Genomic DNA, 21855 nt, shown 5'->3' with positions numbered 1-21855 from the left:
AATTTACGTCAGTTGATACGAGCGCCTGAGCCACCTTCTTCCAGCGGCCCGTCAGGATCGGCGGGCAATACGATATAAACGCCTTCAAACACCGCGCCACATCCATCATCGCCAAACAATTCCACTTCCAGCTGCACACGTGCCTTACGACCGCGTGCCAGGCGATCGAGATCGCCACTCAACGAACCAAGATCGGCGGTAGCGCCGGGACGACCACTGATCGGATAGCTATAGCGAATATGCGCATCGGCGAGAATAATTGTGCCGCCTAAGTGCCGTTCGCGCAGCAACAGCCAAATTAAGCCCCAGCCGGTCAGCGTTGCCAGCGAGAATAAACTTCCCGCAAATAGCGTATGGTGCGGATTTTGATTGCCGGTTTCCGGCATGGTCGTAATGAATTTCTGCCCGGTATATTGCAGGATGCGCACCCCCATCTTTTCACTGAGCGGAATGTGTTCATACCACGCTTGCTGCAGTTGTCCGCACCAGTCGGCTCGATGCAGAATGTCATCTAGCGTAACCACCGGTTTGATCATCAAAAAGTGACGTACCGGGGTAGTTTGAGGTGCCGTGATTTCACCCTGATTGACGTAACCCAGCTTGGCAAAGAACGCTACTGCATCTTCGCGGGCGCTACAGGTGACTCGTTTCACGCCTTCCTGACGCGCCACTGACTCCAGCGTCATCGCCACCAGCGTGCCTAAGCCTTTGCCCTGGACAGAGGGATGAACCGCCAGAAAGCGGATGGCGGCTTCGTTATCCGCATTGATATACAACCGACCGATGGCGACGGGATCGCCATGCTCATCCACGACCATTTGATGGTGTGCCAGAGCATCCCAGGCATCACGTTCCGAACCCTGCGGCTGGCGCAGCGGTTTTCGTAACATTTCCCAGCGGAACTGATAGTACATATCCAGTTCTTCCGCTGTTTGCGGCACACGAAGATGATACATAAAATGTTTCTCTCGTTCGGAGCTTGCGTGGCTGTTCCCTTGCCGCTCGGCTAACGACCTCACACCTGCAACCAAAACGTTACAGGACCATCATTCACCAGCGCGACCTGCATATCAGCAGCAAAACGGCCATTTGCTGTGGTGACCGCCTGCTGACGGCAACAGTCGCTAAAGTATTCGTAAAGCCGTTCCGCTACAGCGGGTTCAGCTCCAGCGGAAAACGATGGCCGCATGCCTTTTTGCGTGTCTGCCGCCAGCGTAAACTGCGACACCACTAGCACGCTGCCGCCCGCCTGCTTGACGTTCAGGTTCATTTTGCCCTGCTCATCACTGAAAACACGATAGCCTAATACGCGTTCAGCGAGACGCTCTGCCCGCTTCTCGTCATCGCCCTTTTCAACGCCCAACAGAATCAGTAAACCTGCACCTATTTCCCCTGTCACAGCGTGATCGACGCTGACGCTGGCGCGTTGTACACGTTGAATCAAAGCAATCATACTTCCTCTCGTTATTTTTCTCGTTCTTGTTGTTTTAACTGGCGATAATCGCCCAGGGTGGCAGTAATTTCAGCGCCTAACAACACAATGCACCAGGTCCAGTACACCCAAAGAAACAGGATTGGGATCACGGCCAGCACGCCGTAAATCAACTGGTACGAAGGAAACATCGTAACATACAGAGCGAAGCCCTTTTTACCCAGTTCAAAAAGTGCACCGGCAACCAATGCACCAATCAGCGCATCGCGCGGCGGTATACGCCTGGTGGGCACAATGCTGTACAGCAACCAAAACGCAAACCACGACAGTAATAACGGAAAAATACGCAGCATCTGATCAATCAGGCTGGTTACACCGCTAACATTTACCCAGCGTAGCGACAGCAGATACGAGCTGATCGCCAGGCTAGCTCCCGCCAGTAGCGGTCCCAGTGTCAGGATCATCCAGTAGACGGCAAACGAATAGACCAGCGGACGCTTTTTATGGCTACGCCAGATGGTATTGAGCGCGGAGTCTACCGAATGCATCAGCAGCAGCGCGGTGACAATCAAGCCGACTGCACCAACCGCCGTCATACGATTGACATTAGCCACAAACTGCTCCATATAACGTTGTAGCGTATTCCCAGCGGCAGGCATAAAGTTGGTGAAGATGAAGTTTTTTAGCTGAACGCTGACGTCAGAAAATACCGGAAAGGCCGCAAACAGCGCAAACACCACCGCTACCAGCGGCACCAGCGCCAGCAACGAAACGTAAGCCAGGTTCCCTGCCTGCGTTGTCATGTTGTCGTCGTTAATGCGCTTCCAAAGCAGCTTGAGCCACAGCCAGAAAGCATGTAGCCCAGGGCGGAATTGTCGTGACATCATGGCTTAGTGCTGGCTCGCAAACCAGTCCGGCACGGTTTTGCTGTCGGTTACCAATACGCTTTCAATGCCCAGCGCGCGCGCCGCTTCGATATTTTGTGCGTTGTCATCAAAGAATATTGCCTGATCGGCAGCGACACCTTCTGTATCCAGCACATGCTGGTAGATGCGCGCTTCCGGTTTACGCATACCTAAATTTTGCGACAGATAAAGCTTGTCTACCGCCTGCTGGACATCGGGATATTGCGTTGGCCAGAAAGCACAATGCAGCTTATTGGTATTAGACAAAATCACCACGCGATGGCCTTTGGCACGCAGCTTGTTCAATAACGCCAGGGTATCAGCCCGCACACTAACAAATACCGCCTGCCAGCCCGCAGTGAATTGTTCATAACTCAGGGAGATCTCCAGCTTCTCGCACAGCGCAGCAGCAAACGCCTCATCGCTGATTTCACCGCGTTCGTGCTGCTCAAACTCCTCATCCATCCGGAAATGACTTTGCAGCGATGCCAGCGGTACACAACTTAAGTCGCTCCAGACGCCTAACACGCGGTTGAAATCAATGTCGATAATCACATTGCCTAAATCAAATATGTACAGCATAAAGCCTCCTTCTGTTCCCTGGATCATTCACTCTAGCGGCAAAAGGCAAGGCTGAACAGGCAACCTCCAAGAGAAAAGTTTGAAGTGGAAGCGGGTGCAAGAAAGCAATGAGCAAGCGCTACGCGGGTTATGTCCTTACTGGCGGGGAGGACTGAAACAGGGCAAAATTCAGATTATGGCAGGCGAAAAAAAGCCCCGCAGTGCGAGGCTTTTTACTGAGTAGCTGTAGCAGAAAAATTAAACTTCTTTGCTACCGCGTGAGGCGCGCTTACGCTCGTTCTCAGTCAGGTGACGTTTACGAATACGGACTGACTGTGGTGTCACTTCTACCAGTTCGTCATCATCAATGAACTCGATGGCCTGCTCAAGCGTCATCTTGACAGGTGGAACCAGTGTGGTGGCTTCGTCAGTCCCGGAAGCACGCATGTTAGTCAGCTTCTTACCGGTCAGACAGTTAACCGTCAGGTCGTTAGAACGGCTGTGAATACCAATGATCTGGCCTTCATAGACTTCCGCACCGTGACCCAGGAACAACTTGCCGCGATCTTGCAGGCTGAACAGGGCAAATGCTACCGCTTTGCCCTGCCCGTTAGAGATCAGCACGCCGTTCTGACGCTGTCCCACTTCGCCCTGACGAATATCGTCGTAGTGGCTGAAGGTGGAATAAAGCAGACCAGTACCCGAAGTCATGGTCATGAATTCGTTACGGAAGCCGATCAGACCACGGCTTGGGATCACGTAGTCGAGACGTACGCGGCCTTTACCATCCGGATCCATGTTTTTCAGATCGCCTTTACGCTCACCCATGGCTTGCATTACCGAGCCCTGGTGCGTTTCTTCAATATCCAGCGTTACGTTCTCGAACGGCTCTTGTTTGCGACCATCGATTTCACGGAAGATAACTTTCGGACGAGATACCGCCAGTTCAAAACCTTCACGACGCATGTTTTCGATCAATACGGAAAGGTGCAGCTCACCACGACCTGATACGCGGAACGCGTCAGCGTCTTCGGTTTCTTCAACACGCAGCGCAACGTTGTGAACCAGTTCTTTATTCAGACGCTCAAGGATCTGACGTGAAGTCACGTACTTACCTTCTTTACCGCAGAACGGTGAGGTGTTGACGTTAAAAAACATGGTTACGGTTGGCTCATCAACGCTCAGCGCTGGCAGCGCCTGCACGTTTTGAGGATCGCAAATGGTGTCAGAGATGTTCAGCTCACCCAGGCCGGTAACCGCAACGATGTCGCCAGCTTCAGCCAGATCGGTATCAATACGCTCCAGACCAAGGTGACCCAGCACTTTACCGACTTTCCCGTTACGGGTTTTGCCTTCGCTGTCGATAATAGTAACTTGCTGGTTTGGCTTAATTTTACCGCGCTTAATGCGGCCAATGCCGATCACGCCCAGATAGTTGTTGTAGTCCAACTGAGAAATTTGCATCTGCAGCGGCGCTTCAACTTCAACCTGTGGTGGAGAAACGTGGTCAACGATTGCCTGATACAGCGGAGTCATATCGTCTGCCATATCCGTGTATTCCTGACCCGCGATACCATTCAGCGCAGAAGCATAAATGATTGGGAAATCAAGCTGCTCGTCAGTGGCATCAAGATTTACGAACAGGTCAAAGACCTGGTCCACAACCCAGTCTGGACGAGCGCCAGGACGGTCAATTTTGTTGATAACCACAATCGGCTTCAGACCATGCGCGAACGCTTTTTTGGTCACGAAGCGGGTTTGCGGCATTGGGCCATCCATCGCATCTACAACCAACAGCACCGAATCCACCATGGACATAACGCGCTCAACTTCACCACCGAAGTCGGCGTGTCCTGGGGTATCAACAATGTTGATACGGTAGTCATTCCATTTAATGGCGGTGTTTTTTGCGAGGATGGTAATCCCACGCTCTTTCTCCAAATCATTGGAGTCCATCACGCGCTCAGTAGCTTCGGTACGGGCGTCGAAGGTACCGGATTGTTGCAGCAGTTTGTCAACCAAGGTGGTCTTTCCATGGTCAACGTGCGCGATAATGGCGATGTTACGCAAATTTTCGATCACAGCTTTGCCTCAGGCATTAGAAATAGCGCGCTATTGTACACGGATTAAGCGGAATACTGAACATGATCACACTTTTCACTGAAAGATTATTGCATTGACGGAAACTCGCACTGTTTCCGGTGTAGAAAATGCACTAAATTGGCAGATTGCACCAAATTAGTGCTTATATTTAAGCCTGTAGCACCAATTTAGTGCAAATCATCCATAATGGTGCAGTCCGCCAAGCCTGCAAAATGCGTTACAGCGCGATTTAGCGCGATAAGATAAAGTTGGCACAGAATTCGCTTTATATGAATTAAGCAAAAACGACAGTTAGACAACGGTTGAAGAGCTTGCCGAGATCTGTTGGTTAGGGATGGATGTATCAAGAGACGCATTCCAGGCAACAAAGTTCTCTCACCATGTAGACAATGACCATTTCCAGGAGAGTTGAGTATGTCCGCTGAACACGTTCTCTCGATGATGAACGAGCATGAAGTTAAGTTTGTTGACCTGCGTTTTACCGATACCAAAGGTAAAGAACAGCACGTTACTATCCCTGCTCACCAGGTTAACGCTGACTTCTTCGAAGAAGGCAAAATGTTCGATGGCTCCTCCATCAGTGGCTGGAAAGGTATTAACGAATCAGATATGGTGCTGATGCCTGACGCGACCACAGCGGTAATGGATCCGTTCTTCGAAGATTCTACGCTGATCATCCGTTGTGACATCCTTGAACCAGGCACGATGCAGGGCTACGATCGTGACCCGCGCTCAATTGCAAAGCGCGCTGAAGATTTCCTGCGCTCTTCTGGCATCGCGGACACCGTGCTGTTCGGACCAGAACCCGAATTCTTCCTGTTCGATGACATCCGCTTCGGCTCTTCTACTTCCGGCTCACACGTTGCTATTGATGACATCGAAGCAGCATGGAATACCGGTAAAGAATACGAAGGCGGCAACAAAGGTCACCGTCCAGGTCTGAAAGGCGGCTACTTCCCGGTTCCACCCGTTGACTCATCACAGGACATCCGTTCTGCCATGTGTCTGACCATGGAACAAATGGGCCTGGTAGTGGAAGCGCATCACCATGAAGTGGCAACAGCCGGTCAGAACGAAGTGGCAACCCGCTTCAACACCATGACCAAAAAAGCTGACGAAATTCAGATCTACAAATATGTCGTGCATAACGTCGCGCACGCTTACGGCAAAACAGCCACCTTTATGCCGAAGCCAATGTTTGGCGACAACGGTTCAGGTATGCACTGCCATATGTCACTGTCTAAAGGTGGCGAGAACCTGTTCTCTGGCGATAAGTACGGCGGCCTGTCTGAAATGGCGCTGTTCTATATCGGCGGTGTGATTAAGCACGCTAAAGCGATTAACGCCCTGGCGAACCCAACCACTAACTCGTACAAGCGTCTGGTTCCAGGCTACGAAGCGCCGGTTATGCTGGCTTACTCAGCCCGTAACCGCTCGGCTTCCATCCGAATTCCGGTTGTTGCCAGCCCGAAAGCACGTCGTATCGAAGCACGCTTCCCGGATCCAGCGGCTAACCCATACCTGGCATTTACCGCTCTGCTGATGGCCGGCCTTGACGGCATCATCAATAAGATCCACCCAGGCGATGCCATGGACAAAAACCTGTATGACCTGCCGCCGGAAGAAGAAGCTGAGATTCCAAAAGTAGCCGGTTCACTGGAAGAAGCCCTGAACGCACTGAACGAAGACCGTGAATTCCTGACCCGTGGTGGCGTGTTCACTGACGACACGATTGACGCCTACATCGCCCTGCGCAAAGCAGACGATGACCGCGTTCGTATGACTCCACACCCAGTAGAATTCGAGCTTTACTACAGCGTTTAATCAATTTTAGGTTTTATGTTGCCGTGGAAACTTTCAGCCCATCTTCGGATGGGCTTTTTTCTCCGCGAATTCACCGCTTATACGCCTTAAATTTAGCTTAAAGACTACAATGCACTTAATTAGTGCAGAGGATCGCTGTATGGCAACTGGTTCGCTGCCCGATGCAGGGCAGATTCTCAATTCCTTAATCAACAGTATTTTGCTGGTGGATAACGGTCTGGTTATTCATTACGCCAATCCGGCAGCACAGCAATTACTGGCGCAAAGCTCTCGTAAATTGTTCGGCACGCCGTTACCTGAATTAACTGGCTACTTTTCGCTGAATATTGAGGTAATGCGCGAAAGTCTTGAGGCAGGCCAGGGATTTACCGACAGTGAAGTTACGCTGGTTGTGGATGGTCGTGCGCATATCATGTCGCTGACGGCGCAACGCTTGCCTGACGGCTTTATCCTGTTGGAAATGGCGCCGATGGATAATCAACGACGCCTCAGTCAGGAACAATTACAGCATGCCCAGCAGGTAGCCGCTCGCGATTTGGTTCGCGGTCTGGCGCATGAAATTAAAAACCCACTGGGAGGCTTACGCGGTGCTGCACAACTCTTGTCGCGCGCGCTGCCCGATCCCTCCCTGAATGAATATACCAAAGTCATTATTGAGCAGGCGGATCGGTTGCGAAACCTGGTGGATCGCCTGTTAGGGCCACAGCAGCCGGGCATGCACATAACCCAAAGCATTCATCAGGTCGCTGAGCGTGTAGTGAATCTGGTGTCGATGGAGTTGCCGGATAATATCTCGCTGGTGCGGGATTACGACCCCAGTCTACCGGAGTTGCCACACGACCCGGATCAAATCGAACAGGTCTTACTCAACGTCGTACGTAATGCGCTTCAGGCCTTGGGTGATGAAGGGGGGAAAATCATTATTCGCACCCGCACAGCCTTTCAGTTAACGCTGCACGGCACGCGCTATCGCCTTGTGGCACGCATCGATATTGAAGATGACGGCCCGGGTATTCCAGCCCAACTGCAGGATACGCTGTTTTATCCCATGGTAAGCGGACGCGAGGGCGGCACCGGCCTGGGCCTCTCAATCGCCCGTAGTCTGATCGATCAGCATTCAGGAAAAATAGAATTTAACAGTTGGCCTGGCCATACCGAATTCTCGATTTACTTGCCTATTCGCCAGTGAGAATGAGATGAACGCATTCCACTCCACGGCAGCGGGGAAATGAGCTGGCAATGAATGACCACTTTTTCAGCAAGACTGTTCAGTGCTCACGATGTTGCGCTCTGCCTCAGCCTTGATTCAAAAGCGGTTTCAATTGGGGGAACGTGTGACGGAAATCGAAGAAATGAGGGTGTGGATCCTTACAGACTTACGGCATCGTAATGTGCCCACGGCGGGATACATAAGCTCCCTGATAACTGAAGGATCCACAACATGAAATATACACCGGTTGGCGTTGATATCGCAAAACATCTTATTCAGGTCCACTTTATCGATGAATATAGCGGTGAAGTCGTTGATAAGCAGCTTCGTAGCCTGGATTTTCTGGCGTTCTTCTCTAACCGCGAACCCTGTCTGATCGGCATGGAAGCCTGCGGCGGCTCTCAGCACTGGGCCAGAGAGCTGATAAAACTGGGGCATAAGGTTCGTCTGCTTCAGGCCCGGTTCGTTAAGGCATTCGTCATGGGCAACAAAAATGACGTTATGGATGCCCGCGCTATCTGGATGGCGGTACAGCAACCGGGAAAAGCCATCGCGGTAAAAACGGAAGAACAACAGGCTATCCTGGCCCTGCACCGCATGCGGCAGCAGTTGGTGAAGTTCCGAACTGCGCAGATAAACGCGCTGCACGGAATGTTCCTGGAGTTCGGTGAAACCGTGAGGAAAGGACGGGCTTCGCTGGATAAAGCAGTGCCGGTGGTACTTGAGCGCCTGCGGGAAAAGCTGCCGTCGTTCCTGATTGCTCTGCTGGAAGAGCAACATCGCAGGCTCAGTGAGCTGGATGAGCAAATCAACGGGATAGAAAAACAGCTGAAAGCCGTGGCAAAGCAAAATGAAACCTGCAGACGGCTACTGGAAATCCCCGGTGTGGGGCCACTTATCGCCACAGCCGCCGTTGCCACAATGGGGGAAGCGTCAGCCTTTAAGTCGGGGCGGGAGTTTGCGGCGTATGTGGGGCTTGTGCCGAAGCAAACAGGGTCCGGTGGAAAAATAAAACTGCTGGGGATAAGTAAACGTGGCGACACCTACCTGCGAACCCTGTTTATCCATGGAGCCCGTGCAGCCTCTCTGGTGGCAAAAGAACCGGATTCATGGATAACGGGGTTGAAGCAGCGACGGCCGGCCAGCGTGGCAGTTGTTGCAACGGCCAACAAACTGGCAAGAACAGTATGGGCCATATCGGCTCATAGCCGGAACTATGAAAAAGATCACGTCAGTGTCAGACCGTATTAATGGCTGATGCAGATAAACATTAACTCTTACTAAAAGGGTGAATGCAAAAAAGTTGCTGTGGCAATCGAAGTGATGACAACGACAGGTAAGACCGTGACTTGCTAAACCTGAATAGAAACCGGGGTATAAAGCCCGCAATGAGAATAAGGTGTGAGTCAGCGAATCTCATAGTGGCCCGCAGCTCTGACTGCAATAAGGCCGGATACAGAGCTGCAACTACTCTGTCAATGTCAGAACAACGAAAGCCTTGCAAACTGGGATGCGTTCATACAGGTTTCTATGCTCGACACGCCTATTCCTGCTGACATCGAGAACTGGCTGCACCCTGTTACGACAGAGGGTGGCCAGCTTTCGTTGATGATCGCAGAACATCATCGCGCTGACGTACGTGTGCAGTCGTTTGTTAACTCACTGCGTCAGAAACACCAAAAACCCATAGCCATTAATTTTCTTCCGCTGGACCAGATACGGGAATTAAAGGCTAAACAACCCAGAGACACCCTCAATCAGGACTTCAGCGACAACCAGAAAAAGGTTGTCGCTTACTTTCGTCAGGCTGCAAAGCTACAGGCTTCAGATATTCATCTGGAGATAGGAAAGGGTGGAACCACGCATGTGATGATGCGTATCCACGGAGACCTGATCAAAGTCGATGCCATCTCGAAAGAAGACGGCGAAGACCTGGCCTCCACCATCGTACTGTCGATGTGCGATGTCGCAGAATCTCAGTTCAACCCCAACCGGCAACAGGATGGGCGCTTACGAAAAGATTTTCTGCAGGGCCTGAACCTGTTCGGTGCCCGTTATGCCCATACCCCTGCCGTATATGGATTGTACGTGGTCATGCGCGTTATTCCAGACGACAGTGCAGCACCGCCTACGCTGGATATGTTGGGGTTTCTGCCAGCACAGCAAAAGCTTCTGAGAAGAATGCTGCAACGTCCGGAAGGTATTGTCATTCTTTCCGGCCCTACGGGTTCAGGGAAAAGCACAACGCTACGCACATTTAGCGCGATGTATCTGGACAGTACCCGGCACCTGCGGCGGTTGATGACCATCGAAGACCCACCTGAGGGGCACATCGAGGGCGCAGTACAAACCGCCATTATTGCTGACAAAAACAACCCGGACGCCGTATCAACGGCATGGGTTCGTTCCATATCCGCCGGACTGCGTTTAGATCCGGATGCCCTGGTAGTCGGTGAAATGCGCGATAACAACTCAGCGCAAACCAGCATAACCGCCGCGATGACAGGCCACCTGCTGCTGTCCACGCTGCACGCCAATGACCCGATTAATATTCTGGAACGTCTGGTGACGATGGGCATTAACCCAGCGCTCCTGACGGACCCGCAATTGATGATCGGTCTTATCAGTCAGCGTCTGGTCCAGCTGCTCTGTCCGGAGTGCAAAAAGCCCTGGTCTGCCGTTGAGAGCACACTGACCGACGACGAACGTGACCTGTTAACGCAGGAACTGTTAGCTGCAGACAATCTGTATTTCCGCAATACAGAGGGGTGTGAGTGCTGTCATATGGGCATTGTGGGCCGAACGGTGATTGCTGAAGTGATTAGTCCTGACGCCACCTTTATGCAGATATATCGCGAAAAAGGGAAACTGGCCGCCCGTAGTTACTGGCACCGCACGCTTGGAGGGATCACCCGAAACACGCACCTGTTACATCACATCAATGCCGGTCTGGTAGATCCGCTGGCCGCCGACCGTATCAGTCCGCTGGATGAAGACCGCTGGCTGGATCTTAATAAAGAGGACGTCAGCCGATGAAAAGACTGCACGTACTGCGGGCGAAACTGACCACAGCGGGGAAGAGTAAGCATGGGCTGGCGGTTTACCGGCAGGCAGCGACCCGCTGGCTTTATCGTCATACCTTTTCTACCGGTGACCGGCTTTCGCTTTATGAGGATTTGGCTTTTTTACTGGACAACAACCGTACGCTGGAAGTTGCGCTGACCAATATGCGCGACAGCGCTACTGACTTTGGTAAACGCACCTCCCCTTCAGCCGTCTGGCTGGATGACTGCCTGAAGGCTATTCGTAACGGCCAGTCTCTCGACGTAGCCCTTGCCGATTGGATCCCCCGCCAGGAGGCCGCGATTATCAGCGCCGGCGTCATGGATGGACGGATATCAGAGGCGCTTCGGCGGGCGATGACGGTGGTTCAGGGCGTTGATGAAATGAAGTCTTCAGTGTTTAGTACACTGGGTTACCCACTGGCGTTAATTTCCACCGTGATTGGCATCATGGTACTGGTCAGTAAGCATTTTATTCCTCAACTGACCAAAATTGTGCCACGGGAAACCTGGGAGGGCGGCATTTGGTGGCTGGGCGCAACGTCGGATTTTGTCGTTATTCATGGCGTCCTGCTTTCGCTTTCGGTCGCGTTATTGATTGCCTGGATAACCTGGTCATTCAACAACCTGACCGGCAGGGTTCGGCGCTGGCTGGATTATCTTGTTCCCTGGTCGGTGTACAAAGATTTTCAGGGCGTTGCCTTTCTGCTCAATATTTCAGCCCTGCTGCGGGCAGATGTTAAGACGCTTGATGCTCTGGATATCCTGTCGCGTAACGCATCTCCGTGGTTGCTGGAACGTCTGAACGCAACACGCCGTCTGGTTCGCCAGGGGCAGCATCTGGGGCTGGCACTGCGCAATGCTGGCTACCAGTTCCCCTCAAAAGATTGCGTCAACAAGCTGGTCCTGCTCACTGATGGTGATAATGCCGACATCATCATTGAAAACTACGCCAGACACTGGCTAATCCGCGCAGTCAAAATCATTAAACGGCGTGCAACACGCTTATCCACCTTTTTGTTCCTGATCGTCAGTAGCTACATGATCCTGTTAGTTCAGGTCATACAACAGCTTAACGATATGGCTGGCCAGATGGGCCAGTAACGCGCTTTACCCACCCACACTCACTGGCATTTCAGCCATTCACAGTAATTAAGGAAAACTCATGAAGAACTCAGCTTCACAGGCACTGCCGCGTCCTGTTCACCGTGGCGTACTGAGCATTGAACTGGTCATTATCCTCGCCGTTATTGTCATTCTGGTGATTTACATCTTTGCAAACAGCGGCAGTTTGTTCCGCAAGAATGACACCACGATGGAACTCGGCAATGCGCAGGAAATCATGACTCAGACCCGCACCCTGCTGAAAACGCAGGGAGGATATGAATTCAGCGACGCGGCCAAAATGACCGGCACACTGGTACAGTTCGGTGGCGTACCCAACTCGATGACGCTCGTTGGTGATAAGAGTTCAGGCAGTGCGACCGTGATCAATACCTGGGGCGGAAGCGTAACGGTACAGGCAGAAGCTTCATCCGGTGGTAATAACACGGGATTCTCTCTGACCTATGAAAGCGTCCCACAGGAAGCCTGTGTCACGATGGCCACCAAAATGTCACAAACCACGGTCGTCTCTGAAACCTCTATCAATGGCACCGCAACGGTCGGCGCAGTCACGGCCGCTAACGCCGGCTCTCAGTGTCAGGCCGATACCGGTTCTAACGGTAACAACACACTGAAATTCAAAAGCAACACGTAACACAGTGTGACTCCACGCTAACCACTGACCGGGCAGGCAAGATGTCTGCCCTTTTTACGGACTGATGATATGGAAACTATTCTGTCACGTACCGTGCTGCTGCTCTTGCTCCTGCTGACTTCCAGCTCTTCTTTTGCATTCTGCTTTCAGGCGGCCGGCGCACGTTACCAGATTGATCCCGTGCTGCTTGAAGCCATGGCCGTACAGGAAAGCGGGTTGAATCCCCGGGCTATCAATACCAATCGCAACAAAGCAGGTAAGGCTGTCAGCACCGATTACGGTGTGATGCAAATCAACTCCACCCACATCCCCACGCTGATCTCAATGGGTGTCATCCGTTCGAAAGATGACTTACTGAACAACGCCTGCCTTAACGTGCAGATCGGTGCCTGGATACTGGCAAAACATTTGCAGACCTGCGGTGTCAGCTGGAGCTGCCTGGGTTCTTACAACGCAGGTTTTGCTGATAATAATGAAAAGCGAAGGATGGTTTACGCCAGACGGATATACGGTATCTACAACCAGTTACTGGTACGAAGACAATGATGCCCGTCCTGACGTTTTGCGTATTTTTACCGGTATTTGCTCTCATGGGGCGCAGTCTTGTACGGCAAGCTTCCGGGTTCATTCGTGAAACGGAAGGGGTGACACCGACGAACCTGCCTTTCTCTTCTTTCCTGGTGTTTCTTTTTGCCGTTCTGGCAAGTGTCGTCGCTACCCGGGGGTTGTCACAGTGTTTGCCCTGGCATGTTGTACTACGTGACCTGATCTTACTCGGGTGGTGCGTTCTGCTTACCGAACTGGATCTTGCCCGGCAATGGTTGCCATTGCGGTTCACTAACAGCCTGATATTCAGCGGCCTGCTGTTCTCCCTGTTATCACAATCCGGCATATCAACATTGATGGCGGTCGGTGATGGAATGGCAATGTACGGTGTGCTCTTTCTCTTCCGACTCTGGGCAAATCGACACGGCAGGGAACGATTCGGACTGGGGGATGTGTATTTGCTCACAGGGCTGAGCGTCTGGCTAACTTTGCCCACTACCGCCGTAATTGCCCTTGCAGCGCTTGGCCTCATTTTGCTGCAACTGCTTTCCAGCATGGTTGGCTTACTCTCCAAACAACAGGAAATCCCCTTCGCCCCATACCTTTGTCTCTGCCTCAGCGTGGCCATTCTGGCGCAGAGGTTTCCTTTATCTACAGGCTAAATCGCATGAATAAACAGATACCGTCCTCCGTTAACCGGGGGATGCTGACAATTGAAATACTCGTTGCGCTGGTCGTCATCATGCTCGCCGTCATCTATGGCTACCCCCGCTATACCAACTACATGCAGGAAATGGAATGGGGAGTCGAGGCAAGCAACATGACTGCCGTAGGCAGCGCAGCGAAAAGCTATATTCGCGATAACCGCGATGCTTTGGTAAGTCAGGTCAGCGGAGGAACCCCCGTGACCGTGACAGGCGCAGATCTGCAACAGGCGGGGTATTTGCCGACAGGATTCTCACTGCGTAATACGGCCGCACAGACTTATCTGGTGGGTATTGCCCGGGATCCTAAGTTCAATCAAAAACTGGTGGCCTTTGTTCTGACTACCGGCGGTCAGGAGTTCGCCTATAAAGGTTTGCGCTACATCTCACAGAAAGTAGATGGCTCAGGTGGATACGTCTGGCCAGACAATGTGGCGACAGGTGCATTTGCCGGCTGGGAATTGAACCTGAACAGCTATGGCCTGAGCGCAGCAAAAGGTCGGCTGGCCACATGGCTTTCATCGGATGTCCTGGGCACCGACCAGCAGGAAAGCGACCGTTTGTATCGCTATCAGGTCAGCGGTCGTCCCGACCTGAACCGGATGCACACTGCTATTGATATGGGCAGTAATGACCTCAACAACGCTAAGGCAGTTAACGGTGAAACAGGAAACTTCAGTAACACCGTCACTGCCGAAAACGATATCAAAAGCAAAAGCGGATGGCTCATCACAGGCACGGGCAAAGGCTGGCTGAATGAAGCGCACGGCGGTGGTCTTTATATGGATGACAACGACTGGATCAAGTCGGTAAACGGCAAGGGAATTTACACCAGTGGCCAGCTCAAAGGTGGAACAGTCCGGTCAGACGGTCGCCTGGCTACCGGCGAATATCTGCAGCTCGACGGTGTGGCCACAGCCGGTGCCGCGTGTGAAAGCCGCACCGTGGGACTCGACAGCACCGGCGCACTGCTCTCCTGTCAGGGCGGCATCTGGCAAAGCCTTTCAGGTGGGACATTCAGCCGTACAGGCAGCGGACAACTGGTACTCAACGCGCCGGGAAGCTACAAAAACATCCTGGTAACCGTATCCTCTCTGTTTAACGGTAAAGATGGCTCTCACACGGCATTTGCCAACTTCAATGTCACCGTAAACGGCCAGGTAGTCGGGACACTGAACAACCAGGTTATCGTCAGGAAAGGTGGCAGCAGCGGTCACTCCTGGGTTTATCAGTCGTACGCAGTCGTCCAGCGCATGTTCTCCGTTCCTGTCAGTTCCGGCAATCAAATCGCCGTGACGATGGCGTCTTCCGATTTCCATGTCAGCAGCGATATCCGCGTAGACCTGACGGACTGAACAACACCTGAATATTGAAAAGGTAGATAAAGATGAAAAAACAAATGATGGAATATAAAGCCGAAGAATATTTACACATAGCCAGCACCGGGCACCGTGCCTTCTCATCGGTTAGCGCTGCCAGCCTGCAATACGCTTTGACGCGTTTATCGATGCTGACGGCAAAATCGCATCATTTTGCGCCGGGTGGAAAGCAGCATAGCGGGCATATTATCGTTTGGGGAAAAGTCAGTGACGGCATGAGGATGATCCCCAATTAAAGAGTGACCTGTTTTTCCAGCTCTGATTATCTCTCCTCGTTTCGTAAAACCCTGTTAATCCCCTCTTACACATGGCAACGCTCATTCAATGTCGTGTTATTTCAGGAATCCTCATGATGAAAACCACGTATCTTGCCGCGCTGGCAGGCATTCTGCTGTCCGGTTGTCAGGCGCAGCAACCGCATAATACTGTCCCGCTGACGCAGGCATCAGACGATGCCTCACGAATCCGCAGCACACAGCAACAGCTTTACCTCGATGGTGCACTAAACCAGAAGGCCACGCGGCTTCCCGGTAGTTTCGCGGCAAACAGTGACAGGCTTTCACTGAACTGGGAGGGAGATGCTATTGAACTGCTCGCCCAGCTGGCCCGTCAACGCGGACTTAATTTCGCATACAGCGGGGTTCGGCTACCGCTGCCCGTCAGTGTTCATGTCAACAACATCACGTTTGAGAACCTGCTCCGTCAGCTGGAAACGCAGATAGGTTGGCGTGCCACCCTGAAACAGCAGCCACTGGAGCTGCACCTGTACTTTGCGCTTCCGGATAAAGGAGGTCGCCTCGCATGAAACGACAGCTACTTGCAGGCCTGCTGCTGTGTTGCACGCTGCCTGCATTCGCAGAAGATGCCCCGCCTGCAGATATGGCGGACTACCTCAATCCGACCGTCAATGATTTTAACGGGCTGAGCGATACCGTCTGGCAGATGCTCAACGATGCTGGCCAGACTGTAGGGTTTCAGGGGGGAAAAGCTCAGCGAGCCTGGGAACTTCGTCAGATACTGACGGCCCGCGACACCACACTCAACAATATGTACGACTTTCGCCCCCTTATCAGCCGACAGGGCTATATGCCGCCGGTGATAGCCACCGCGACTGACATGGCACATATCACGCCGGATCAGATACGCACAGCATATCGCACCTATAACATTCTGGTTCCGGCTCGCTTTGTCAGTAACCCTCCGGGCTGGCGAACCTGGCTGCTCCCGGGGCTTGCCAGCAAGCGTATTGATGCACCGGATGCCAGCGTCCGCCCCAAAAACAGCAAGGAGAAGGCTGTCTGGGAAAAAGCCGTGCGTCGTGGCTGGGAGGAAGGCCGTCTCAGTGCCGATCGCACGCTGGAAGCCAATTTCAACCGTTTGACCCGTGATTACACCGGCATGCTCCGTTATTCCACGCTGCTACAGCAGGGCATTATTCAGGCACCGGATGTCAAAGAGACCCAGCAGAGCGTCACCGGCACACGTGATGAACTGATGATTGGTGACAAGGTGAAACGCATTCAGGATCCGGCAGGCTTTGTCGTGGATAAAAAACAGTGGAAACCTGTCATCCGCAGGGAGGCGCAATGATGTTACCGGCATTTGATTTCCATAAGCACGGTGGAATCACCGGCGATGCCTTGCGGTCCTTTCTTGTTCACTGTTCCCTCAACAATGTTTCCGATATTTTCCTGCAGGGTGGCGGGCCGCTGGTTGTTGATTTGTATGGCCGTAAGGTCCGGGCCAGCGAGTTCCGCATTGAACCCCCTCAGCTGGCCCGCTTAATGGATGATGTTTTTTCTGAGCAGATCAAAGGTGATCTCAAATCGGGCAAAGGGGTCGACCGCGCCCTTCAGCTGACCGGTGATATTTACAACCGTTACGGACTCGGGCGAGGCGAACGCCTGCGCTTTCGCTGTAACTTCGTGCAGGCCACCATCGGTGACTATGACATGGTGCCGGCACTCACGCTGCGAACCATCCCGACCATTATTCCGCCGCTTGAAAGCCTTGGGCTGGAAGATGATTTATTCCCGGCGTTACTTCCTCACAAGGGCATAGGTCTGGTCGTCGGCGAAACAGGTTCGGGGAAATCCACGCTACTGGCTGCTATCTATCAGTACTGCGCCCAGCATTACCCTGACCGCAAAATTGTCACGGCGGAAGACCCGATTGAATTTCTGCTGAACTTTCCGGATGCCATCCTGATGCCGGAACAGTCGCAGATTGGTCGCGATGTGGCTTCCTTCTCTGAACACCTGCGGCTCTCATTGCGTCGCGCACCTGGTGTAATTGGCGTGGGCGAAATACGCGATCTCGAAACACTCTACGGTGCCGTCATGAACGGCCAGTCCGGGCACCTCTGCCTGTCTACTATGCACACCGACTCCCCGGGAGAGACCATTCCCCGCGCGTTGATGCTGGTCCCGACAGAACTTCGGGAAGCGATGGCACACAACCTGCTGAGCAATCTGCAGTACATCATTGCCCAGCGTCTGTTACGTACCACCGACGGCAAACGTCAGGCTGTGAGGGAGTATCTGGTGTTTGATGATGATGTTCGTGAAGCGCTGGGGCGTCTGGATCATACCCGCTGGCGTGACTGGATCGATAACCATCTGAGTGAGCGTAAATCCCGCATGAGTGATAAAGCATGCACACTTTATATGCAAGGCCGTATCAGCCTGCACGAACTAAGGACCGTTATTACCCAACGCGAACTGGAGCGGAGGATGTCCATGTGAATATTTGCCCCTGGCGGGATGCCGGGCGACGACTGGAAATACTGGGTATTCCGGTCGTGCTTTTTGCCCTGTATGCCGCATGGTTTCAGTGGCCGGAAACGACCACGCTCTACATCATCACCGGCATCATCCTCTTCTTTCGGCTCCTCTCCTTCTTCGGTTTCACCATCACGGTGCTCTGGCAGCGCCTCATCTATCTTCTTCGCGGACAGCGCCTGACAGGTCGTCCGTGGTGGTATCGCAAGTTCTTTGAATAACATAGGAACATGACAATGCAGAAACGTACTTATCTCACCATCATGCCGGATAACAAAAAGGACGCATTACGCGCGGCCGGACGTCTTGCTGATGGAAATTATGCCCTTGAGTATGATCGTTCAGAGAAACTCTGGTTCGCAAAACAAGACGCCGATCTTGAGAAGGTGAAGCCCTGGCTTCCTGAAAATACTATCTCGCAGCCAAACCAGACCACCACCGATAACCTGACGCCTGCAGAAGAATTTGCACAGGTGCTTCAGGATGCGGGTTTTATATTTCCCGCTGGTGAATTACCTGAAATGGATGGAAAAAAACATCGTGTATATGTTGAAGGTCAAAAAAACATCTCTCAGCATAAAAACAAAAATGGAGACTATCCCGGAGGTTCTGGTGTTTATCAGGGGTTCATGGATGGCCGGCCAGCTGGATGGTACGAGAATCACCGGGCAAGCGAAGGCAAGGTGAACTGGACCTCCACCGGCTCACATACCTATAACCCGGCAGAGGGGATAAAACATCGGGCACTGGCCGCCCAAAAGCGCTGGGACCGGCAGATACAATCTCAGCTGGAATTTGCGCAGATGGGCAAAACCCTGGCGCGGCAATGGAGCAAAATGCCACCGGCCCCGGATACTCACACTTACCTGACCCGAAAAGGGGTGCCGGCAGTAAACGGTGTTCGCCTGGATAAATACGACAACCTGGTCATTCCGCTGCGCAATACAGCCGGCGAACTTCGCACGCTGCAATACATCAAGCCCGACGGTACCAAAAACCTGAAGAAGGATGCCGAGAAGACTGGTAATTACTTCGTCGTCGGCGGCGAACTAAGCCCACAACGGCCCATTCTCTATGCAGAAGGATATGCAACTGCGGCAAGCCTGCATCAGGCCACAGGCATACCCGTTGTGATGACGGTCGATGCGGGCAACATGGTGACGGTGTCACGAAACCTTAAAGCTCTTTATCCCGAGACGGCCCACATCATCCTTGGCGAAGATGACTTCACAAAAAAAGATAACAAAGGACTCAATAAGGCCCGGGAAGCCGCAGCAGCTATTGATGGTACTTATATCATCCCGCAATTTACTGAAAGCGAACGCTCACAGGCATTCGCTGGCACCGGTTCATTCAGCGATTTCAACGACATTCATTCATCACGGGGACTCGATGCCGTGCGCGACCAGCTGTCTCCAGCTCTTGACCCTTTACTCCCTGACTGGCGTCAGCCCTTTACAGAGGAACATCCCATGCCAGACACCCACCCCAGACAGGACTATCCTGAAGAGCAACTACCGGAACCTGCTGATATCGCAGAATATGCGGCTTACATGCAGCAGGAGCCTTCTTCACAATCCCCGGAAAGTGAAGACAACCTCGTCGGGCAGAACAGCAGCGAACCGGCAGAAGCTGTATCAGCACCTGCTGAAGCCACACATGCACCATCTGATGCAGAAATGCCCCCGGTTAACGCAAAAAACGAACCAGAAATAGCAATTTCACAGCCACCTGATGCAGAAATTGCGCCTGTTGATGCAACATTGCAGCCCGGTGATACCGAATCCGCGCCAACTGAAGCCAGTCAACATCCGACAGAGACCGACGCTCTTGCCAAGCCGGCAGCCGCCTTACCTGACGCGCATATTTCACCGCCAGATGCGTTGCCGACATCCCCAGAGCCGTCACCACAGCAGACGTCCGAAAGCCCTGTTGGTGTAACGCCAGCCCCCGAAGTGCCACCGGTACAGGGTGACAGGGAGACGCAAGAAGTGAAGACGACTTCGCCGAGCGAACCGCAGGAAACACCTGCCGAAGAGAACGGCTTTAACTTTACCTTTGGTCGTCATGCTGGCGACGTTAGCCCGCAGGAGGACCCGGTACCCCGTATCAATCTTGATGAATTATTGCAGGGCCTCAGTAGCCGGCAGGAAGACCGCACGTGGATATACGCTCTCGATGGCCAGGACGCCTTCCGCGATTACGGCGATCGCATTGTGATGGCTTCACCGGAAGCCAGTGAGAACGACCGCATGATCCTGGCGGCTCTGCTGTCTGCGAAAGCCAATCAGCGCGGCGCGGTAGAAATTACCGGCAGTGAAGCGTTTATCCTGCGGACAATGACGCTAATCGCAGACTACAACATTGAGGTACACCTTAAAAACCCACACCAACGGGAGCAGTTCGAGGCACTGCTGAAATCAAGGGCTGAGAATACCGCGCCACAGAACGGACTGGATATCGGCCCCGCGGGTCCTTCAGTTGAGCCAGCACGTGCACAAGCTGCAGCTGACTCACCGGTAGTCTCCCCTTCAGCCTCAGCGGCCAGTGAAGCACCCGCCCAACCTGCTGCACCGGCGCTGACCACGATTGAAAAAGAGACGCTACGCACCGGTCTCACAGGTAAGCTGCTGGATGCCGGCAAAGCGCCATACCAGTTTGATAAAACCAAATCCGACAGCTTTTATGTGCAGATGCGCACCAAAGGCGGTAACAAAACCTTCTGGGGTATTGAGCTTGAGCAGGCGTTAAAGGACAGCGGTAAGCAGCCTGGCGATATGGTGAAACTGCAATTCTTGGGCAGGAAGCCGGTCACCGTGAACGTGCCAGTGAAAGATGCCGACGGTAAGGTTACCGGGTTTGAACGGCTCGACACCCATCGCAACCACTGGACGGTCACCCCTGCTATGGACAACCGGCTGCTTGTTGAGGACCGACACGCCGTCGCACCGGCGGAACTTGCCGCCTACGACGGTAACGCCTTCTGGAAGCTACAACAGCAGATCATTCAGGCAGCAAATCTGCCACTTACCACGCCTGACGCCAGCGGACACGGGTTGCTGTACACCGGTCCGGATGGCAAAGGTCAGTCTGCCCCGGACACACCGCCGGTTGATGCTCCCGTACCTTCTCATTCCAAAGCAGCTGGATCCGTTGTGATGCATGCGCTCGCCGCCGATGGAGAACTGCTGGCTCATCTGGTGAAAGGGCATGGTGATTATCTTCAGGGCATTATTCGCCATGAGGGTGAGCTTAGAAACGTACTGGCCCGCATCTGCACTGGCAATAATGGCAACACCTATCTTGCACTTAACTCCGTTCAGGATAACGGCGCTCTGCAGCTCATAGGGCACGCTTCTGCAGTAAACACGGTGAAAAATAGCACGGCTAATTTCGACACTTTTGCATTTCAAATGAAGGGCAAAGACGCGCCTAAATTTGCCGTACCGCTGGTTACACCGGAAAAGATCCCGCCGGCCCTGCACAGCAAACTGGGGTTCTCTCAGGCATATACGCCACCGAAGGCTGAAGAACCTGCTCAGTCTCCCCGGGCGCAGGTAAAGCCGGCTATCCAACCACAGCCAATGTGA

The 21855-nt window shown here is 53.0% G+C and carries 20 protein-coding genes; 15 read left to right on the top strand and 5 right to left on the bottom strand.

Going from position 1 to position 21855, the window contains the following annotated elements; all coding sequences use genetic code 11:
- Positions 1-8: 8 nt before the first annotated feature.
- The 5 genes from fabY to typA form a co-directional block, all read right to left on the bottom strand.
- The gene (fabY, locus tag QRY16_RS04370; protein ID WP_289775785.1) at positions 9-956 is read right to left on the bottom strand and encodes a fatty acid biosynthesis protein FabY; all 948 of its coding nucleotides are present in this window, start codon (positions 954-956) and stop codon (positions 9-11) included.
- 59 nt (positions 957-1015) lie between these two features.
- Positions 1016-1453 carry a D-aminoacyl-tRNA deacylase gene (gene dtd, locus QRY16_RS04365; protein ID WP_289775784.1) on the bottom strand — a complete coding sequence of 146 codons (438 nt, stop codon included), beginning with the start codon at positions 1451-1453 and terminating at the stop codon, positions 1016-1018.
- Between the two features lie 11 nt (positions 1454-1464).
- Positions 1465-2319, bottom strand: a complete 855-nt coding sequence (locus QRY16_RS04360; RefSeq protein ID WP_193406310.1) for a virulence factor BrkB family protein — start codon at positions 2317-2319, stop codon at positions 1465-1467.
- Between the two features lie 3 nt (positions 2320-2322).
- Complete coding sequence (yihX, locus tag QRY16_RS04355; protein WP_289775783.1) at positions 2323-2919, bottom strand: glucose-1-phosphatase; 597 nt, start codon at positions 2917-2919, stop codon at positions 2323-2325.
- 237 nt (positions 2920-3156) lie between these two features.
- Positions 3157-4980 carry a ribosome-dependent GTPase TypA gene (typA, locus tag QRY16_RS04350; RefSeq protein ID WP_289775782.1) on the bottom strand — a complete coding sequence of 608 codons (1824 nt, stop codon included), beginning with the start codon at positions 4978-4980 and terminating at the stop codon, positions 3157-3159.
- A 435-nt stretch (positions 4981-5415) separates the two neighbouring features.
- Here typA and glnA point away from each other — a divergent pair, with 435 nt between their 5' ends.
- The 15 genes from glnA to QRY16_RS04275 all read left to right on the top strand — a co-directional run bounded on the left by glnA (position 5416) and on the right by QRY16_RS04275 (position 21855).
- Positions 5416-6825, top strand: a complete 1410-nt coding sequence (gene glnA / locus QRY16_RS04345; RefSeq protein WP_289775781.1) for a glutamate--ammonia ligase — start codon at positions 5416-5418, stop codon at positions 6823-6825.
- A gap of 139 nt (positions 6826-6964) precedes the next feature.
- Positions 6965-8014: a nitrogen regulation protein NR(II) gene (gene glnL / locus QRY16_RS04340; protein WP_193406314.1), complete on the top strand. Its 1050-nt coding sequence runs from the start codon at positions 6965-6967 to the stop codon at positions 8012-8014.
- A 252-nt stretch (positions 8015-8266) separates the two neighbouring features.
- Positions 8267-9286: an IS110 family RNA-guided transposase gene (locus tag QRY16_RS04335; RefSeq protein ID WP_289775780.1), complete on the top strand. Its 1020-nt coding sequence runs from the start codon at positions 8267-8269 to the stop codon at positions 9284-9286.
- A 279-nt stretch (positions 9287-9565) separates the two neighbouring features.
- Complete coding sequence (locus QRY16_RS04330; protein WP_289775779.1) at positions 9566-11071, top strand: GspE/PulE family protein; 1506 nt, start codon at positions 9566-9568, stop codon at positions 11069-11071.
- The gene (locus QRY16_RS04325; RefSeq protein WP_289775778.1) at positions 11068-12201 is read left to right on the top strand and encodes a type II secretion system F family protein; all 1134 of its coding nucleotides are present in this window, start codon (positions 11068-11070) and stop codon (positions 12199-12201) included. The genes QRY16_RS04330 and QRY16_RS04325 overlap by 4 nt, the downstream gene beginning before the upstream one ends.
- 61 nt (positions 12202-12262) lie before the next feature.
- Positions 12263-12856, top strand: a complete 594-nt coding sequence (locus QRY16_RS04320) for a type 4 pilus major pilin (RefSeq protein ID WP_289775777.1) — start codon at positions 12263-12265, stop codon at positions 12854-12856.
- A gap of 69 nt (positions 12857-12925) precedes the next feature.
- Positions 12926-13402 (top strand): lytic transglycosylase domain-containing protein, encoded by a 477-nt coding sequence (locus tag QRY16_RS04315; RefSeq protein WP_289775776.1) that lies wholly within the window; start codon positions 12926-12928, stop codon positions 13400-13402.
- Positions 13399-14064, top strand: a complete 666-nt coding sequence (locus QRY16_RS04310; protein ID WP_289775775.1) for a prepilin peptidase — start codon at positions 13399-13401, stop codon at positions 14062-14064. The genes QRY16_RS04315 and QRY16_RS04310 overlap by 4 nt, the downstream gene beginning before the upstream one ends.
- 5 nt (positions 14065-14069) lie before the next feature.
- A complete protein-coding gene (gene pilV / locus QRY16_RS04305; RefSeq protein ID WP_289775774.1) occupies positions 14070-15461 on the top strand; it encodes a shufflon system plasmid conjugative transfer pilus tip adhesin PilV in 1392 nt (463 codons plus the stop codon).
- A 32-nt stretch (positions 15462-15493) separates the two neighbouring features.
- The gene (locus QRY16_RS04300; protein ID WP_289775773.1) at positions 15494-15721 is read left to right on the top strand and encodes a hypothetical protein; all 228 of its coding nucleotides are present in this window, start codon (positions 15494-15496) and stop codon (positions 15719-15721) included.
- 116 nt (positions 15722-15837) lie between these two features.
- Positions 15838-16290 carry a DotD/TraH family lipoprotein gene (locus tag QRY16_RS04295; RefSeq protein WP_309249240.1) on the top strand — a complete coding sequence of 151 codons (453 nt, stop codon included), beginning with the start codon at positions 15838-15840 and terminating at the stop codon, positions 16288-16290.
- Positions 16287-17075, top strand: a complete 789-nt coding sequence (locus QRY16_RS04290) for a type IV secretory system conjugative DNA transfer family protein (RefSeq protein ID WP_289775771.1) — start codon at positions 16287-16289, stop codon at positions 17073-17075. The genes QRY16_RS04295 and QRY16_RS04290 overlap by 4 nt, the downstream gene beginning before the upstream one ends.
- A complete protein-coding gene (gene traJ, locus QRY16_RS04285; protein ID WP_289775868.1) occupies positions 17075-18229 on the top strand; it encodes a plasmid transfer ATPase TraJ in 1155 nt (384 codons plus the stop codon). The genes QRY16_RS04290 and traJ overlap by 1 nt, the downstream gene beginning before the upstream one ends.
- Complete coding sequence (gene icmT / locus QRY16_RS04280) at positions 18226-18486, top strand: IcmT/TraK family protein (RefSeq protein ID WP_038251874.1); 261 nt, start codon at positions 18226-18228, stop codon at positions 18484-18486. The genes traJ and icmT overlap by 4 nt, the downstream gene beginning before the upstream one ends.
- 15 nt (positions 18487-18501) lie before the next feature.
- Complete coding sequence (locus QRY16_RS04275; protein ID WP_289775770.1) at positions 18502-21855, top strand: LPD7 domain-containing protein; 3354 nt, start codon at positions 18502-18504, stop codon at positions 21853-21855.

This window comes from Mixta mediterraneensis (assembly GCF_030283135.1).
GTDB lineage: Bacteria > Pseudomonadota > Gammaproteobacteria > Enterobacterales > Enterobacteriaceae > Pantoea > Pantoea mediterraneensis.
The sequence above is the reverse complement of the archived record's forward strand: the minus strand, read 5'-3'. Positions and strand labels throughout refer to the sequence as shown.

What these genes read in the sequence shown, in the direction of transcription:
- fabY (WP_289775785.1), bottom strand. Translation starts at nt 956, where the DNA reads ATGTATCATCTTCGTGTGCCGCAAACAGCGGAAGAACTGGATATGTAC.
- dtd (WP_289775784.1), bottom strand. Translation starts at nt 1,453, where the DNA reads ATGATTGCTTTGATTCAACGTGTACAACGCGCCAGCGTCAGCGTCGAT.
- QRY16_RS04360 (WP_193406310.1), bottom strand. Translation starts at nt 2,319, where the DNA reads ATGATGTCACGACAATTCCGCCCTGGGCTACATGCTTTCTGGCTGTGG.
- yihX (WP_289775783.1), bottom strand. Translation starts at nt 2,919, where the DNA reads ATGCTGTACATATTTGATTTAGGCAATGTGATTATCGACATTGATTTC.
- glnA (WP_289775781.1), top strand. Translation starts at nt 5,416, where the DNA reads ATGTCCGCTGAACACGTTCTCTCGATGATGAACGAGCATGAAGTTAAG.
- glnL (WP_193406314.1), top strand. Translation starts at nt 6,965, where the DNA reads ATGGCAACTGGTTCGCTGCCCGATGCAGGGCAGATTCTCAATTCCTTA.
- QRY16_RS04335 (WP_289775780.1), top strand. Translation starts at nt 8,267, where the DNA reads ATGAAATATACACCGGTTGGCGTTGATATCGCAAAACATCTTATTCAG.
- QRY16_RS04330 (WP_289775779.1), top strand. Translation starts at nt 9,566, where the DNA reads ATGCTCGACACGCCTATTCCTGCTGACATCGAGAACTGGCTGCACCCT.
- QRY16_RS04325 (WP_289775778.1), top strand. Translation starts at nt 11,068, where the DNA reads ATGAAAAGACTGCACGTACTGCGGGCGAAACTGACCACAGCGGGGAAG.
- QRY16_RS04320 (WP_289775777.1), top strand. Translation starts at nt 12,263, where the DNA reads ATGAAGAACTCAGCTTCACAGGCACTGCCGCGTCCTGTTCACCGTGGC.
- QRY16_RS04315 (WP_289775776.1), top strand. Translation starts at nt 12,926, where the DNA reads ATGGAAACTATTCTGTCACGTACCGTGCTGCTGCTCTTGCTCCTGCTG.
- QRY16_RS04310 (WP_289775775.1), top strand. Translation starts at nt 13,399, where the DNA reads ATGATGCCCGTCCTGACGTTTTGCGTATTTTTACCGGTATTTGCTCTC.
- pilV (WP_289775774.1), top strand. Translation starts at nt 14,070, where the DNA reads ATGAATAAACAGATACCGTCCTCCGTTAACCGGGGGATGCTGACAATT.
- QRY16_RS04300 (WP_289775773.1), top strand. Translation starts at nt 15,494, where the DNA reads ATGAAAAAACAAATGATGGAATATAAAGCCGAAGAATATTTACACATA.
- QRY16_RS04295 (WP_309249240.1), top strand. Translation starts at nt 15,838, where the DNA reads ATGAAAACCACGTATCTTGCCGCGCTGGCAGGCATTCTGCTGTCCGGT.
- QRY16_RS04290 (WP_289775771.1), top strand. Translation starts at nt 16,287, where the DNA reads ATGAAACGACAGCTACTTGCAGGCCTGCTGCTGTGTTGCACGCTGCCT.
- traJ (WP_289775868.1), top strand. Translation starts at nt 17,075, where the DNA reads ATGTTACCGGCATTTGATTTCCATAAGCACGGTGGAATCACCGGCGAT.
- QRY16_RS04275 (WP_289775770.1), top strand. Translation starts at nt 18,502, where the DNA reads ATGCAGAAACGTACTTATCTCACCATCATGCCGGATAACAAAAAGGAC.